Annotated in this window: 6 protein-coding genes (1 of these 6 cut by a window edge); 5 read left to right on the forward strand and 1 reads right to left on the reverse strand. The window is 72.3% G+C overall.

The window, feature by feature from the left end:
* The 4 genes from AFR_RS18690 to AFR_RS18705 form a co-directional block, all read left to right on the forward strand.
* A protein-coding gene (locus tag AFR_RS18690; RefSeq protein WP_023362360.1) for a non-ribosomal peptide synthase/polyketide synthase crosses the window boundary here: on the forward strand, positions 1-4,186 show its end. It extends 15,800 nt beyond the left edge of the window; the window shows 4,186 of its 19,986 coding nt (coding positions 15,801-19,986); the start codon falls outside the window, past its left edge; its stop codon occupies positions 4,184-4,186.
* The gene (locus tag AFR_RS18695; protein ID WP_041842395.1) at positions 4,186-11,298 is read left to right on the forward strand and encodes a non-ribosomal peptide synthetase; all 7,113 of its coding nucleotides are present in this window, start codon (positions 4,186-4,188) and stop codon (positions 11,296-11,298) included. The genes AFR_RS18690 and AFR_RS18695 overlap by 1 nt, the downstream gene beginning before the upstream one ends.
* Before the next feature lie 29 nt (positions 11,299-11,327).
* Entirely contained in the window at positions 11,328-11,540 is a 213-nt protein-coding gene (locus AFR_RS18700) for an MbtH family protein (protein WP_023362362.1), read from the forward strand.
* Between the two features lie 75 nt (positions 11,541-11,615).
* A complete protein-coding gene (locus tag AFR_RS18705) occupies positions 11,616-12,422 on the forward strand; it encodes an alpha/beta fold hydrolase (RefSeq protein ID WP_023362363.1) in 807 nt (268 codons plus the stop codon).
* An 84-nt stretch (positions 12,423-12,506) separates the two neighbouring features.
* Here AFR_RS18705 and AFR_RS18710 read toward each other — a convergent pair whose 3' ends face one another.
* Complete coding sequence (locus AFR_RS18710; protein WP_023362364.1) at positions 12,507-14,777, reverse strand: MMPL family transporter; 2,271 nt, start codon at positions 14,775-14,777, stop codon at positions 12,507-12,509.
* Positions 14,778-15,105: 328 nt separating this feature from the next.
* Between AFR_RS18710 and AFR_RS18715 the strand changes: the two genes are divergently transcribed.
* The gene (locus AFR_RS18715; protein WP_023362365.1) at positions 15,106-16,125 is read left to right on the forward strand and encodes an ornithine cyclodeaminase family protein; all 1,020 of its coding nucleotides are present in this window, start codon (positions 15,106-15,108) and stop codon (positions 16,123-16,125) included.
* The last annotated feature ends 1 nt before the right edge of the window (position 16,126 follow it).

Consider the following 16,126-nt stretch of genomic DNA (forward strand, 5'->3'; position numbering starts at 1 on the left):
GCGGGCCATCCTCGTCCGCGACCTGGCCACCGCCTACGCGGCCCGGGTGACCGGCACCGAGCCGGCCTGGCCACCGCTGCCGGTCCAGTACGCCGACTACAGCTTGTGGCAACGCGAGGTCCTGGGTGAGGCCGAGCAGACCCGCCAGCTCGACTTCTGGCGGAACACCCTCACCGGTCTGCCGCAGGAGCTGGACCTGCCCGTCGACCGCCCGCGTGGCTCACGGCCGTCCTACGCGGGTGCCCGGGTGCCGTTCGAGATCCCGGCCGAGCTGTCCGCGCGTCTGACGGCGGTGGCGGGGGAGACCCGGTCGACGCTGTTCATGGTCCTGCAGGCGGCCCTGGCGACCCTGCTGTCGAAGCTGGGTGCGGGCACGGACATCCCGATCGGTACGCCCATCGCGGGCCGCACCGACGACGCGCTCGACGATCTGGTCGGGTTCTTCGTCAACACCCTCGTTCTACGCACCGACACCTCGGGTGACCCAACGTTTGCGGAGTTGATCGCCCGGGTCCGCGAAACGGATCTGGCGGCGTACGCGCATCAAGATCTGCCGTTCGAGCGGCTGGTCGAGGAGCTGAACCCGGAACGGTCCCTCGCGCGGCACCCGCTCTTCCAGACGATGCTGAACCTCGACAACGCCACGCCCGCCACCGTCGCGGAACTGCCCGGCCTCACGGTCAGCGGCCGCCCGTCCGGCACCGTCGCGGCGAAGTTCGACCTCTCGTTCGAACTGGCCGAACGCGGCGCCACCGCGGACGGCCCGCCGGTGCTCGGCGGCTGGCTCGACTACAGCACCGACCTCTTTGACGAGACGTCGGCCGCGCGGCTCACCGCCCGGTTCACCCGCATCCTGGCCGCCGTCGCCGCCGACCCGCACCGGCGGCTCGGCAGCATCGACGTCCTCGACCCGGCCGAGCGTCGCACGCTGCTCGCCGACCGCAACGACACGGCCGAGGACTTCCCGGCCGTGGCGGTGCACGAGCTCGTCGCCCGGCAGGCGGCCCGGACCCCGGACGCCGTCGCGGTGACGGCCGGCACGACCACCCTCACGTACGCGGAACTGAACGCCGCGGCGAACCGTCTCGCCCACCGGCTGATCCGCCAGGGTGTCCGTCCGGAGGACCGCGTCGCGGTGCTGCAGGAGCGGACAGCCGAACTGGTCGTCACCAGCCTCGCCGTCCTCAAGGCGGGCGGTGTCTACGTGCCGCTCGACCCGCACCAGCCGGCCGCCCGCTCCGAGTTCATCCTGCGCGACACCGCCGCCGTCGCCCTGGTCACCGACCGGGCGCCGGACGCGCTCGGGTTCGCCGCCCTCGCATCGGTCGTCGCGGCGGACAGCGGCGACGGCACCACCGCGGACCCCGACGTGCCGACCGCCCCTGACCAGCTCATCTACGTCATGTACACGTCCGGATCGACCGGTACGCCGAAGGGCGTCGCGAACACCCACGCCAACGTCGTGCACCTCGCCGGTGCCCGGTACTGGCGGCAGGGGCGGCACGACCGGGTGCTCATGCACTCGCCGTACGCCTTCGACGCGTCGACCTTCGAGATCTGGACGCCACTGCTGACCGGGGGCCGGATCGTGGTCGCGCCCCCGGGCCGGCTGGGGGCGCCGGATCTGGCCGCCGTCATCGCGGAACAGCAGGTCACGGGCATGTTCGTCAGCGCGGGCCTGTTCCGGGTCCTCGCCGACGAGCACCCGGCCTGCTTCGCCGGGGTGCGGGAGATCTGGGCCGGTGGCGACGTCGTCTCCCCGGTCGCGGTCCGCCGGGTCCTCGACGCGTGCCCCGGCACGATCGTCGCCAACGAGTACGGCCCGACCGAGACCACGGTCTTCTCGACGGTCAACCCGCTGCGGGCCGCTGACACCGTGCCCGAGGCGGTCGTGCCGATCGGTGCGCCGCTGTGGAACACCCGCGTCTACGTCCTCGACGAGCGGCTGCAACCGGTCGCCCCGGGCGTGAAGGGTGAGCTCTACCTGGCCGGTGCCGGTGTCGCCCGTGGTTACCTCGGCCGTCCCGGGCTGACCGGGCAGCGTTTTGTCGCCGACCCGTTCACCGGGTCCGGCGAGCGGATGTACCGCACCGGCGACGTGGTCAGCTGGGACGCCGACGGACGGCTGATCTTCGCCGGACGCGTCGACGACCAGGTCAAGCTGCGCGGCTTCCGCGTCGAGCCGGGCGAGATCGAGGCCGTGCTGCGGCAGCGCCCCGAGGTCGCCGAGGCCGCGGTCATCCTGCGCGAGGACCGGCCGGGCGACAAGCGGCTGGTCGCGTACGTGGTCACCGCCGCGGCGTTCTCCGCCCACCCGGACGACCTGCGCCGGCACGTCGCCGCCACCCTGCCCGACTATCTCGTCCCGTCGGCCGTGGTGCTGGTCGACGTGTTGCCGCTGACGGCGAACGGCAAGCTCGACCGGGCTGCTCTGCCGGTGCCGGAGTTCGGTGGGAGTTCGGGCCGGGGTCCGCGTGACGAGCGGGAGAAGGTCCTGGCGGCGTTGTTCGCCGAGGTGCTGGGTGTGGCCGAGGTCGGTGTGGACGAGGGGTTCTTCGATCTCGGTGGTGACAGCATCATGTCGATCCAGTTGGTCAGCCGGGCTCGGCGGGCCGGTCTGGAGCTGTCGGTGCGGGAGGTGTTCGAGCACCGCACGGTCGAGGCACTGGCCCCGGTCGTGCGGGAGGTGGGTGCCGCGCCGGTGGAGGCGCCGGGTGAGGCCTACGGCGACGTCCCGCTGACCCCGATCATCCAGTCGTTCCTGGACCGTGGCGGTCCCACCGACCAGTTCAACCAGTCGCGGCTCGTCCAGGTCCCGGCGAGCCTCACCACCGAGCGGCTGGCCGAGGCGCTCCAGGCCGTGCTCGACCACCACGACGCGCTGCGGGCCGAGCTGCACGCTCGCCGGCTGACGATCCCGCCTCCGGGCGCGACCGACGCGCGGACGCTGATCACGCGGGTCGAGACCGGCGAGGACGGTCAGGAGGCCCTGCTGCGCACGCACACCGAGGCAGCCCGGCAGCGCCTCGATCCCGGCGCCGGGACGATGCTCCAGGCCGTCTGGTTCGACCGCGGCCCCGCGACACCCGGCCTGCTGCTGCTGATCGTGCACCACCTGGTCGTCGACGGCGTCTCCTGGCGGGTGCTGGTCCCGGACCTGGCCGAGGCGTACCAGGCGGTCAGCGCCGGGCGGCCACCACGGCTGCAACCCGTCGGCACCTCGCTGCGGGGATGGGCGCGGCAGCTCACGGAGGTGGCGGCGTCACCCGTCCGGGCCGCCGAGGCGACCTGGTGGCAGCAGGTGCTGAGCCGGGACACCCCGCTGCTCGGCAAACGCCCGCTCGACGGCGAGCGGGACCGGTACGACACGGCCGGCCACCTGACCGTCACGCTGCCCGCGGCGGTCACCGAACAGGTGCTGACCACGGTTCCCGCGTTGTTCCACGCCGAGGTCAACGACGTGCTGCTGGCCGCGTTCGCGCTGGCCTGGGCCCGCTGGCGCGGTGGTGACGGGCTGCTGCTCGACCTCGAGGGCCACGGCCGCGAGGAGCACCTCGTCCCGGGCGCCGACCTGACCCGCACGATCGGCTGGTTCACCAACGTCTACCCGGTACGCCTCGACGGCCGCCCGGACGACGAAACCGACGCGTGGGCGGGTGGCCCGGCCGTCGGAGCGGTGCTCAAACGAGTCAAGGAACAGCTGCGGGCCGTACCCGACAAGGGCATGGGCTACGGCATGGTGCGCCACCTCAACCCGGACACGGCTCCCGGTCTTGCGGGCCTGCCGGAGCCGGGTGCGGGCTTCAACTACCTGGGCCGGTTCACCACCGCCGACCTCGCCGACGCCGGTGCCGCCGAGATCCCCGACTGGACGATGCTCGGTACGGCCGCCGGCTTCGGGGCCACCGACCCGCGGGTGCCGCTGAGTCACGCGGTGGAGGTCAACGCGCGTACCAATGACGGGCCGCGCGGGCCGGAACTGGCCGCGAGCTGGACGTGGGCGACCGGCGTGCTCACCGAGCCCGAGGTCCAGGAACTGGCCGATCTGTGGTTCGCCGCGCTGGAAGCGCTGGTGGCGCACGCGGGCCGGTCCGACGCGGGCGGTCTGACCGTCTCGGACGTCTCGCTGAGCCTGCTCGACCAGGACGAGATCGACTTGCTGGAAGACGAGTGGAGGGTGTCGTGATGGCGGCGCAGAACGGGTTGAAGGACATCTTGCCCCTGGCACCGCTGCAGGAGGGCCTGCTGTTCCACAGCGAGTACGACACCGACGCCACGGACGTCTATGTCGTGCAGCAGGCGATCGACCTCGAGGGTGATCTCGACGTCGGAGCCCTGCAGGCCGCGTGTGCCGCGCTGCTGCGGCGTCACGCCAACCTGCGGGCGGCGTTCCGGCACAGCGGTCTGAAACGGCCCGTGCAGCTGATCCCGCACGAGGTGGCGCTGCCGTGGTCCGAAGTGGACCTGACGCACCTGCCGGTGGAGGACCGGGTCTCGGCCGCGGATGCCGCCCAGCACGAGGATCGGCTGCACCGCTTCGATCTCGCCCGGCCACCGCTGCTGCGCTACACGCTCTACCGCCTCGGTACGGACCACTACCGGTTCGTGCTGACCAACCACCACATCCTGCTGGACGGCTGGTCCCGCCCGATGCTCGTCCGCGAGCTGCTCGCCCTCTACGCCACCGGGGGCGACGACAGCGGCCTGCCACGTGTCCGGCCGTTCCGCGACTTCCTGCAGTGGCTGGGCGCCCAGAACAGGGAACGCGCCCTCGACGCCTGGCGGGACGCGCTCGCCGGTCTGCCCGGTCCCACCCTGGTGGCGCCGCGGGCCCAGGACCGCCGGCCCGTCGTGCCGGGACGTCTCGACCGTGAGCTGCCCGCGTCCACGTTCACCGCCCTGACCGAGCTCGCCCGGGCGCAGGGCCTCACGCTCAACACGCTCGTGCAGGGCGCCTGGGCGGTCGTGCTCGGCAGCCTCACCGGGCAGGACGACGTCGTCTTCGGCACCACCGTCTCCGGCCGTCCGCCGGAGCTGGAGGGTGTCGAGACGATGGTCGGGCTCTTCATCAACACGTTGCCGGTCCGGGTACGCCTCGACCCGCGCGAGCCGCTGGTGGCGGGGCTGCGGCGGTTGCAGGACGAGCAGTTGCGGCTGCAGCCGTACCAGCAGCTCGGTCTGGCCGACGTGCAGCGGCTGGCGGGTCCCGGTGAGCTCTTCGACACGACGATGGTCTTCGAGAACTACCCGGTCGACGTGGGGTCGGGCGGCGCCGACGGTTTCCGGGGTGTCCGCGTCACCAGCAGCCGCAACCGGGACGCCACTCACTATCCGCTCGCCCTGGTCGTCGTCGCCCGCGGCAGCCTCAAGCTGCGCCTCGACCACCAGCCCGACCTCGTGCCGGAGACGCAGGCCGGAGCCGTCCTGGACCGCCTCGAGCGGGTGCTGAACGCCCTGGCGAAGGACCCGTCCGTTCCGCTCGGGCGCCTCGCCCTGCTGTCGGACGCCGAGCACCGTGCGGCGCTGGCGCTGGGCCACGGGCGGCGTCGTGAGGCAGCGCCGGGCACCGTGCCCGCCGCGTTCCGGGCCCAGGCGGCCCGAACCCCCGGCGCGATCGCCGTGCGGGCCGACGACACCACGCTGACCTATGCCGAACTGGACGAGGCGTCCGACGGTCTCGCCCGGCACCTCGCCGGTCTGGGCGTCGGCGCGGAGACCCCGGTCGCGCTGCTGATGGACCGGTCGGCTTCGCTGATCGTCGCGCTGCTCGGCATCCTCAAGGCCGGCGGCGCCTACCTGCCGCTGCACCCCGGCGACCCGGACGACCGGATGCGGACGGTCGTCGCCGACACGGGCGCGCCGATCATCCTGGCCGACCCGGCCAACGCGGCCCGCGCGGCCGGCCTCGGCCCCCGCGTCGTGGACCCCTCGGCGACCGAGGGCGGCCCTGTCCCCGAGCCCGCCCTCAGCCCCGGCGCGCTGGCCTATCTCATCTACACCTCGGGCTCGACCGGTGTGCCCAAGGGTGTGGCCGTCACCCACCACAACGTGCTCGAGCTGGCCGCCGACTCGGCGTTCCGGACCGGCGCCCACGAGCGGGTGCTGATCCACTCGCCCCAGGCGTTCGACGCTTCCACGTACGAGCTCTGGGTGCCCCTGCTGTCCGGCGGCACCGCCGTGGTCGCGCCGCCCGGCAAACTCGACGTGGCCCAGCTCGGCAAGACCCTCGCCGAGCACGCGGTCACCGCTCTGTGGCTCACCTCCGGGCTGTTCCAGCTGGTCGCCGACGAGGCGCCCGAGAGCCTGGCCGGCGTGCGCGAGGTGTGGACCGGTGGTGACGTCGTCCCGGCCGCGTCGGTGCGGGCCGTGCTCGACGCCTGCCCCGACGTCACGGTCGTCGACGGGTACGGGCCGACCGAGACCACGACGTTCGCGGTCCGGCACCGGCTGGCCCCCGGCACCCCGGTCCCGGCGGAGGTGCCCATCGGCACCGCCCTGGACAACACCGACCTGCGGGTCCTGGACGCTGCGCTGCGGCCGGTCCCGCCCGGCGTCCCCGGCGAGCTCTACCTCGGCGGTACGGGTGTCGGCCGCGGGTACCACCACCGGCCCGCGCTGACCGCCGCCCGGTTCGCCGCCGACCCGTACGGCGAGCCCGGCGCCCGCCTGTACCGCACCGGCGACCTGGTCCGCTGGACGGAGACCGGGGTGCTCGAATACCTCGGCCGCGCCGACCACCAGGTGAAGATCCGGGGCTTCCGCATCGAGACCGGTGAGATCGAGGCCGTCCTGGCCCGCCACGACGAGGTCGCCCAGGCCGTCGTCACCGTGTGGGAGCCCGCACCGGGTGACAAGCGCCTCGCCGCCTATCTGGTCGGCGCCCGCGGCGGCACGCTCGACACCGCGGGCGTCCGCGCTCACGCCGAGGCTGTGCTGCCCGGCTACATGATCCCCGCGGCGTTCGTCGTGCTCGACACGTTGCCGCTGACCGGCAACGGCAAGGTCGACCGCGCCCGTCTGCCCGTTCCCGAGCTGGCCGGGGCGCCGGCCGGCCGGGCGCCGCGCTCACCCCGCGAGGAGTTGCTCTGCCAGCTCTTCGCCGAGTGCCTCGGCGTCGCGTCGGTCAGCATCGACGACGACTTCTTCGCCCTCGGCGGGCACTCGCTGCTCGCCACCCGGCTGGTCAGCCGCATCCGGACCGTCCTCGGCGCCGAACTGGCGATCCGCGGCCTCTTCGACGCCCCCACGGTCGCCCGGCTCACCCGCGCCCTCGACACCGCCGGTACGGCCCGCGAGCCCGTCACCGCCGCCGACCCGCGACCCGACCGCGTGCCGGCCTCGTACGCCCAGCGCCGCCTCTGGTTCCTCCACCGTTTCGAGGGGCCGAGCCCGACCTACAACATCCCGTTCGCGTTGCGGCTGACGGGCGACCTCGACACCGGGGCGCTGCGGGCCGCGTTCGCCGACCTGGCGGCCCGGCACGAGGTGCTGCGGACCGTGCTGGCCGAGGATGCCGACGGCCCCCACCAGGTGGTGCTCGACGCCGACCGGGGTGCTCCCGTGCTCACCGCCGAGGACGTCACCGAGGAGGAGCTGCCGGACGCGCTCGCCCGTGCCGCCGGCTACTGCTTTGCCCTCGATGCCGAGACCCCGCTGCGCGCCTGGCTCTTCACCATCACGCCGGACCAGCACGTGCTGCTGGTCCTGCTGCACCACGTCGCCGGTGACGGCTGGTCGGTGCCGATCCTGGCCCGCGACCTCAGCACCGCGTACGCCGCACGGCACACGGGCACCGCACCCGCCTGGCTGCCGCTGCCGGTCCAGTACGCCGACTACACCCTGTGGAACCGGCGGCTGCTCGGGACCGAGGACAACCCCGGCAGTGTGCTGAGCGAGCAACTGGCGCACTGGAGCCGTACCCTCGCAGCGCTTCCGGAGGAGCTCGGCCTGCCCACCGACCGCCCCCGCCCGGCGGTCTCGACCTATCGCGGCGACCGGGTCGTCTTCGAGGTGCCACGGGAGCTCCACGACCGCCTGGCGAAGTTGGCACAGCAGTGTCACGCGAGCCCGTTCATGGTGCTGCAGGCGGCCGTGGCCGTCCTGCTCAGCCGGCTCACGGGTGGCACCGACATCCCGATCGGCACACCGGTCGCCGGGCGCACCGACGACGCGCTCGACGACCTTGTCGGCTTCTTCGCCAACACCCTGGTGCTGCGCACGGACACCACCGGCAACCCGGCCTTCCGCGACCTGGTCGCGCGGGTGCGCGAGACGGACCTGGCCGCGTACGCGCATCAGGACCTGCCGTTCGAGCGGCTCGTCGAGGAACTGAACCCGGAACGGTCCCTGGCCCGGCACCCGCTCTTCCAGGTGATGCTGACGTTCAACAACACCGCCCGGGGCGGCACCGCGCTGCGGCTGCCGGGACTGCGCGCGGAGGACCTGCCCGGCACCGCGGAGACGGCCAAGTTCGACCTGCTGTTCGCCTTCGCCGAGCGCCGTGACCCGGCCGGGCGACCCGGCGGGCTGGGTGCGAGCCTGGAGTACAGCACCGACCTGTTCGACCACACGACCGCGGAGTCGTTCGTGGACCGGCTGCTGCGCCTGCTGACGGCCGTCACGACCGATCCGAAGCAGCGGATCGGCGCCCTCGAGCTGTTATCGGAGCCCGAGCGGCGGCTGGTCACCACCGGTTTCAACACCACGGAGACCGAGGTCGGCGGCCGGTCCCTGCCCGAGTCCTTCGAGGCCCAGGTCGCGCGTACGCCCGGCCTGCCCGCCGTCGAGTGGCCGGGCGCCGTCCTCACGTACGCGGAGCTGAACGTCGCGGCGAACCGCCTGGCGCGACTGCTGGCCGCCCGGGGAGCCGGACCGGAGAGCCGGGTCGCGGCGCTGCTGCCCCGCTCGGGGGAACTGGTCACCACGATGCTCGCCACGCTCAAGGCCGGTGCCGCCTACCTGCCGGTCGACCCCGAATATCCGCCCGCCCGGATCCGGGCGATGCTCGACGACGCGGCACCCGACGTGATCGTGACCAGCCGGGACCTCGCCGCGCGGTTCCCGGACGATCGGACGGTCGTGCTGGAACCCGGGGCCCTGGACGGCTTCGCCGGCACGGATCTCACCGACGCCGACCGGACCGCGGCGCTGACACCCGCCCACCCGGCCTACGTCATCTACACCTCCGGCTCGACCGGCCGCCCCAAGGGCATCACCATGCCGGCGGGCGCGACCGCGAACCTCCTCGAGTGGCACGCCCGGGAACTGCCCGGCCGGCCGGGAGCCCGGGTCGCGCAGTTCACCGCGGTCAGCTTCGACGTGTCGGTGCAGGAGATGCTCTCGGCCGTGCTCACCGGTCGCACCCTGGTCGTCTGCGACGAGGACGTCCGCCGGGACCCGGTCGCCCTGACCCGCTGGCTGCGCGACTCCCGCATCCAGGAGCTCTACGCGCCCAACCTCGTCGTCGACGCCGTCTGCGAGGCCGCCACCACCCGGGGCATCACGCTGCCGGAGCTGACCGACCTGGTCCAGGCGGGGGAAGCCCTCACCCTGCACCCGGCCGTACGCCGGTTCCACGAGCAGCACCCCGGGTGCCGCCTGCACAACCACTACGGTCCCGCCGAGACGCACGTCGTCACGGCGTACCGGCTGCCGGAGCGGGTGGAGCAGTGGCCCGCAACCGCGCCGATCGGGGCGCCGATCGCCAACTCCGCGATGCGGGTGCTCGACCCGTGGTTGCGGCCGGTGCCGCCCGGCGTGCCCGGTGAGCTCTACATCGCCGGGGCGAACCTGGCCCGCGGCTACCTGAATCGGCCCGCTCTGACCGGCCAGCGGTTCGTGCCCGACCCGCTCGGCGCGCCCGGCACCCGGATGTACCGCACCGGCGACCTGGCGAGCTGGGACGGCGACGGCAACCTGCGCTACCTCGGCCGCACCGACGACCAGGTCAAGATCCGCGGCTTCCGCGTCGAACCGGGCGAGGTCGAGGCCGTCCTCACCACCCTGCCCGGCGTCACCCGGGCCGCCGTGACCGTCCGCGAGGACCGGCCGGGGGACAAACGCCTGATCGCGTACGTCGTCCCGGCGCAGGACACCGCAGCCCTGCACCGGGAGCTGACCGGGCGCCTGCCCGCGCACCTGGTGCCGGCGGTGATCGTGGGCCTCGACGAGCTGCCGCTGACCCCGAACGGCAAGCTCGACCGGGCCGCGTTGCCGGCACCGGGGCAGTCGGCGGAGGGCCGGGCTCCGGCGACGCCGACCGAGCGGGTGGTCGCCGAACTCTTCGCCGAGGTGCTCGGGGCCGCGACAGTCGGCGCCGACGACGACTTCTTTGCCCTCGGTGGTCACTCGTTCCTGGCGGCCCGGCTCGTCGCCCGCCTCCGGGAGCGGCTGGACACCGAAGCGCCCGTCCGGTACGTCTTCGAGGCGCCGACCGTGGCCAAACTGGCCGCGCTGCTCGACGGCGGCCCCCGGGACCGGCGCGCCTCCGGTGCGGTGGTCCTGCCCCTGCGGACCGGCGGCTCGGCGGCGCCGCTCTTCTGCCTGCACCCGGGTGGCGGCTTCAGCTGGTGTTACGCCGGGCTCGTCCAGCACCTCGACGCCGACGTGCCGGTGTACGGCATCCAGGCGCGCGGCCTCGACGGCCGCACCACACCGGCGTCCACGATGGACGAGATGGTCGACGACTACCTGACCGAGATCCGGCGCATCCAGCCGCACGGCCCGTACCGGCTCGCCGGGTGGTCGTTCGGCGGGCTGTCCGCGCACGCGCTCGCCGTGCGGCTGCGGCACGAGGGTGAGGAGGTGGAGTTGCTGGCGCTGCTGGACGCGTACCCGCCGACGCCGGGCGCCGACCGCCTCGAGGTTGTCGAGCACGAGGTCGTGGCCCACAACATGCGGGCTCTGGGCTTCGATTTCGAGGAGCAGGAACTGCTCGGCGATCAGGAGGCGGTGCTGCTGCGTTTCCGCGACTTCCTGCGCGCGAGCGACGCGTCACTCGGGCATCTCGACGCCCACGACATTCTTGCGCTCAAGGACGTCTACGTGAACAACGTGCGCATCATGCGGGCTTTCCGCCCGCAGTTCTTCGACGGCAACATCCTGTTCGTGTCGGCCGCGAAGATGTCCGCGCAAGACCGCGAGTCCCGCTTGAATGTCCACTTCTGGCAGCCGTTCATCGGCGGTTCCGTGGACGTCGCGGACGTAGAATCGACACACGGCGATCTGATGACGGACCCGCGCCACGTCGCGAGCGTCGGCGCCATCCTCGACAGCCGGCTGCGCAGCGGCCGCGTTTGACCGACCGGGCCGATCCCAAGGAGAAACAGATGAGCACAAACCCGTTCGAGGACCCCGAGGGCACCTATCTCGTGCTGGTCAACGACGAGGGCCAGCACTCGCTGTGGCCCGCTTTTGTCGAGGTGCCGGCGGGCTGGGAGACCGTCCTGCCCGAGGGCCCGCGTGACGCGGCCCTGGAATACATCGACACGACCTGGACCGACATGCGGCCGAAGAGCCTGATCGCCGCGATGGACGCCTGACGCACCGCAGTTTCCGGCCCGCTCACCGTCCGGTGGGCGGGCCGTCCTCGTCCCCGCCGCCGGAAAGGAACGGGCATGCCCCTCGCTGCCGTCAACGGTATTCAGCTGCACTACAAGGAGTTCGGCTCGGGCGACCCGGTCGTGCTGATCCAGGGCACCGGCGGTGGTCACAGCGTGTGGCTGCTGCATCAGGTTCCCGACCTCACCGCCGCGGGTTACCGCGTCATCGTCTTCGACAACCGCGGGATCCCGCCGACCTCGGTCTGCGCCGAAGGCTTCACGATCGACGATCTGGCCGGTGACGTCGCCGGGCTCATCGAGCACCTGCGCCTCGGGCCGTCCCACGTGGTCGGCACGTCGATGGGTTCCTTCGTGGCCCAGGAGCTGGCCCTGAGCCGCCCCGATCTGGTGCGCAGCGCCGTCCTCATGGCCACCCGCGGTCGCAGCGACCGGCTGCGCGCCGAGCTGACCCGGGCCGAGATCGAGCTGCACGACGCCGGCATCACCCTGCCGCCGCGGTACGCCGCCGTCGTCCGGGCCCTCAAGTCGCTGTCCCCACGGACCCTGGACGACGAGCGCAAGGTCGCCGACTGGCTCGAACTCTTCGAGTTCTCGCCCGGCGCCGGTGCCGGACAACGCGCCCAGATGGAGATCTCCAAGCTGCGCAACCGGCTCCCGGCGTACGCGGGGATCACCGTCCCGTGCCAGGTCATCGCGTTCGCGGACGACCTGATCACCCCGCCGCACCTGGGCCGGGAGGTTGCGGACGCGATCACCGGCGCCCGGTACGAGCTGATCGCCGACTGCGGCCATTACGGGTACCTCGAGGATCCGGAGTCGGTCGGCAAGTGCATCGTGGACTTCCTCGCCGCCGTGGAGTGATCCACGGCGGCGCAGGAGGGGAGGGGGAGGGAGGACGCCGGCCGGGGGAACCGGTGTCCTCCCTCCCGGTTTTCGGGCGGCAGGTCAGTTGCCGTCCGGCCGCCGGTGCTGCGGGCCCTGGCCGTAGACCGGGAACTGCGCGGTGGCGGCGTGCGCGTAACTCTGCTCCGGCGGCGCCCACTGCGCCGCCGATTCCGTCGGTGCCGGGGTCTCCTCGACCGGCCGGTCGACCTTGATGCGGCCGGGCCACCAGTTCGCGTCACCGAGCACGGCCATCAGGGCCGGCAGGACGTAGGTGCGGATGACCAGCGCGTCGATCAGGATCGCGGTGGCCAGACCCACACCGAGCTGCTTGAACTCGATCAGGCTGAGCGTTCCGAAGATCGAGAAGACACCGACCATCACGATGGCCGCGCTGGTGACCACGCCGGCCGAGCGGGTGATGCCCTCCTCGACCGCCGCCCGCATCGTCAGGCCCTGCTGGGCCGCCTCACGGATGCGGCTGACGACAAAGACGTGGTAGTCCATCGACAGCCCGAAGAGCACCACGAAGAGGAACAGTGGCAGCCAGTTGACCAGGGCACCCGACGAGCTGAAGTCCAGCACGCCCTCGGCCCAGGTGTTCTGGAAGACCGCCACCAGCACACCGAACGCGGCGGCCGCCGAGAGCAGGTTGAGGACGACGGCCGACAGCGCGATGGCCACCGAGCGGAACATCACCGCCATCATGCCCATGGTCAGCAGCAGCACGAAGCCGACCACCCAGGGGAGGCGTTCCTGCAGGTGGTTGGTGAAGTCGTCGCTCTGGGCGACCTTGCCGCCGACCGCGTACTCGACACCGGAGACGCCGCCGACCGCGTCGGGGAGCCAGCCGCGCAGGGCGTCCAGCGAGTCGTGCGCGCCGTCGGACTTCGCCGGGTACGGCGTACCCACGGTGACCGTGTGCACGGTCTTGTCGGCGGACTCCCGCACGGTCGGCTCGCGGTCCTTGGCGAACAGCGGGTCGGCCTCGGCCTTGCCGATCAGGCCCTTCAGGGCCGTGGTGACGGCCGCCGACTCCTCGGCCGGTGCCCGGACGACCACCTGGTGCGTGGTGCCCTCGCTGGGGAAGTGCGCGGTCAGCCGGTCCAGGGCCCGGATCACGGCGATGTCGCGGGACAGGTCCTCGCTGCTGGACTGCTTGAGTTTCATGTCCAGCGCCGGAACGGCGAGCGCCAGCAGTGCGCCGACCGACACGATCAGCGTGAGCACCGGGTGCTTCAGCGCGGGACGCAGCAGCCTGGGCCAGACGCGGGACCGGCCGGACCGCATCGTCAGACGCCACAGGAAGGGCACCTTGGGCCGGTCGACCCAGCGGCCCAGCTTGGCCAGCAGTGCGGGCAGGACGGTCAGCGAGGCCAGCATGGCCACGGCGACCACCACGATCGAGCCCGTGGCCAGGGAGCTGAAGGTCGCCTCGCGGGCCAGGTAGAGACCCGCCATCGCCACGATGACGGTGATGCCGGACATCACCACGGTGTGACCCGAGGTCAGCGCGGCGATCTCGATCGCATCGAGCCGGTCGCGGCCCTTGGCCCGCTCCTCGCGTTCCCGCTTGATGTAGAAGAGCGAGTAGTCGACACCGACCGCCATGCCCATCAGCAGGATGACGTTGGTGACCGTGCTCGTCGCCGGCACGAAGTGCGAGACCAGCGCGGAGAGGCCGATCGCGGCGGCGACCGAGGAGAGCGCCAGGACGACCGGGATGCCGGCCGCGATCACCGCGCCGAAGACGACGAGCAGGATGAGCAGGGTCATCGGCAGGCTGAGGAACTCCGCCCGCTCGAAGTCCTCACCGAGCGTCTCGGTCAGGCCCTTGGCGGTCGAGCCGGTGCCGACCTGCTCGACCCGGAACCCGGGGTGCGCCTGCTGAACGGCCGCACTCTGGTCGAGCAGCGGCTGGACGTGCGCGTCCGCCGTCTCGCTGTCACCGGTCATCGTGACCGGCACCAGCACGGCCTCGCCGTCCGGTGCGGGGATGGCCTCGCCGACCTCCGCGACCTCGGCGAGGGTCTTCATCCGGGCGATGACGTCCTGCGACACGGCCTTGGCCTCCGCCGCGTCGATCTTGCCGCCGTTCTCGGCGGTGATCAGCACACTCTCCTCGGGCGCCTCCGGGAAGTTGCCGGACGCCTCCAGCCGGGTCGCGGTGCCGGACTCGCGGACGCCGGAGTCGGCATCGCTGATCTTGTTGGTTCCGGCCGCGCCGCCCAGCAGAAAACACACGACGACGAAGGCCGTCCAACCGACGATCGCGGACCACGGATGGGTGGCGCTCCACCGCGCGATCCGTACCGTTGCCGGGTTTTTCCTCACGTCGTTTCCTTTCGAGCTCACGGGTGTTCTCCGGACCCCGATGACGCTAGTGATCGCGGGTCCTCCCACCTACAAGACGAACCCCCGAAAACGGCGCAGCGAACCGCAGTCGGAAACTGCGAGAAACCACAGTCACCCGGTCGTGCCGGGCGCGTTGGTAACTTCCTGCAACTTGGTCGTCGCAGTGACCGTCGTCGACATTCCTCCGGTAGCGTCACGGCTGTCGCAGCGGCCCGCGAATTGCGGCTCGGTACGCCGGCCGGCGCCACCCCCTCATTCGTGCACAGGTCTTGTGCTGCGCCCTGCCCCATTGCTGGAGGAGAACGCCATGGATACGCTCCTGCTGACGCGGCAACATGTTGCCAAACTCGTCGAGATGAATGGCCGGGACCATTTCATGGATCTGCTGATCCGCAATCTGCGGACGGCATTCCGGGCCGAGTCGAAAGGGCACACACCGCCCCGCGGCGGTTTTCTCCGCTGCCCCGGTGACACCGGCGTCATCGAGTGGATGCCGCACCACCGGGCCGGCGAGTCGATGACGCTGAAGCTGGTGGCCTACACACCGTCGAACCCCGAGCGCCTCAACCTGCCGACGATCATCGGCACGCTGACCCGGTACGACGACGTCACCGGTCATCTGGAGGCGGTGAGCGACGGCGTGCTGCTGACAGCGTTCCGGACCGGTGCCGCGTCCGCGGTCGCGAGCTCGCTGCTGGCCCGGCCGGACTCACGGACCCTGGGTCTGGTCGGTGCGGGTGCGCAGGCCGTCACCCAGGCGCACGCCCTGAGCCGGATCTTCCCGCTGGAGCGCATCCTGGTCACCGACGCCGAGCCCTCCCACGCCGCGTCGTACGCCGACCGTGTCGACTTCCTCGGGCTCGACGTGCGCGTGGCCGACGTGGAGGAGATCGAGCGGGAGTCCGACATCATCTGCACCGCGACCACGGTCGGTGTCGGCGCGGGCCCGGTCCTGCCGGGCACCTCGCTGCGCCCCGACGTGCACATCAACGCGATCGGCGCCGACCTCGTCGGCAAGTTCGAGCTGCCGGTCGCGGTGCTGCGCAGTGCCACGGTCGTGCCCGACCACTTCGCCCAGGCCCGGGCCGAGGGGGAGTGCCAGCAGCTCGCCGACGACGAGGTCGGCCCGGACCTGATGACACTGTGCGCGCGCCCGCAGGAGGCGGTGGCGCTGCGCTCCGGGCGTACCGTCTTCGACTCGACCGGATTTGCCCTCGAGGACCACGTCGCCTTCAGCACGCTCATCGAGCTGGCCGCCGAGGCCGGTGTCGGCGACCGCGTCGCCCTCGAGCACCTGCCCGAGGACGCGCTCAACCCCTACAGCTGAG

Origin of the sequence: Amorphoplanes friuliensis DSM 7358 (assembly GCF_000494755.1) — a bacterium.
In the GTDB taxonomy this organism is placed as follows: domain Bacteria; phylum Actinomycetota; class Actinomycetes; order Mycobacteriales; family Micromonosporaceae; genus Actinoplanes; species Actinoplanes friuliensis.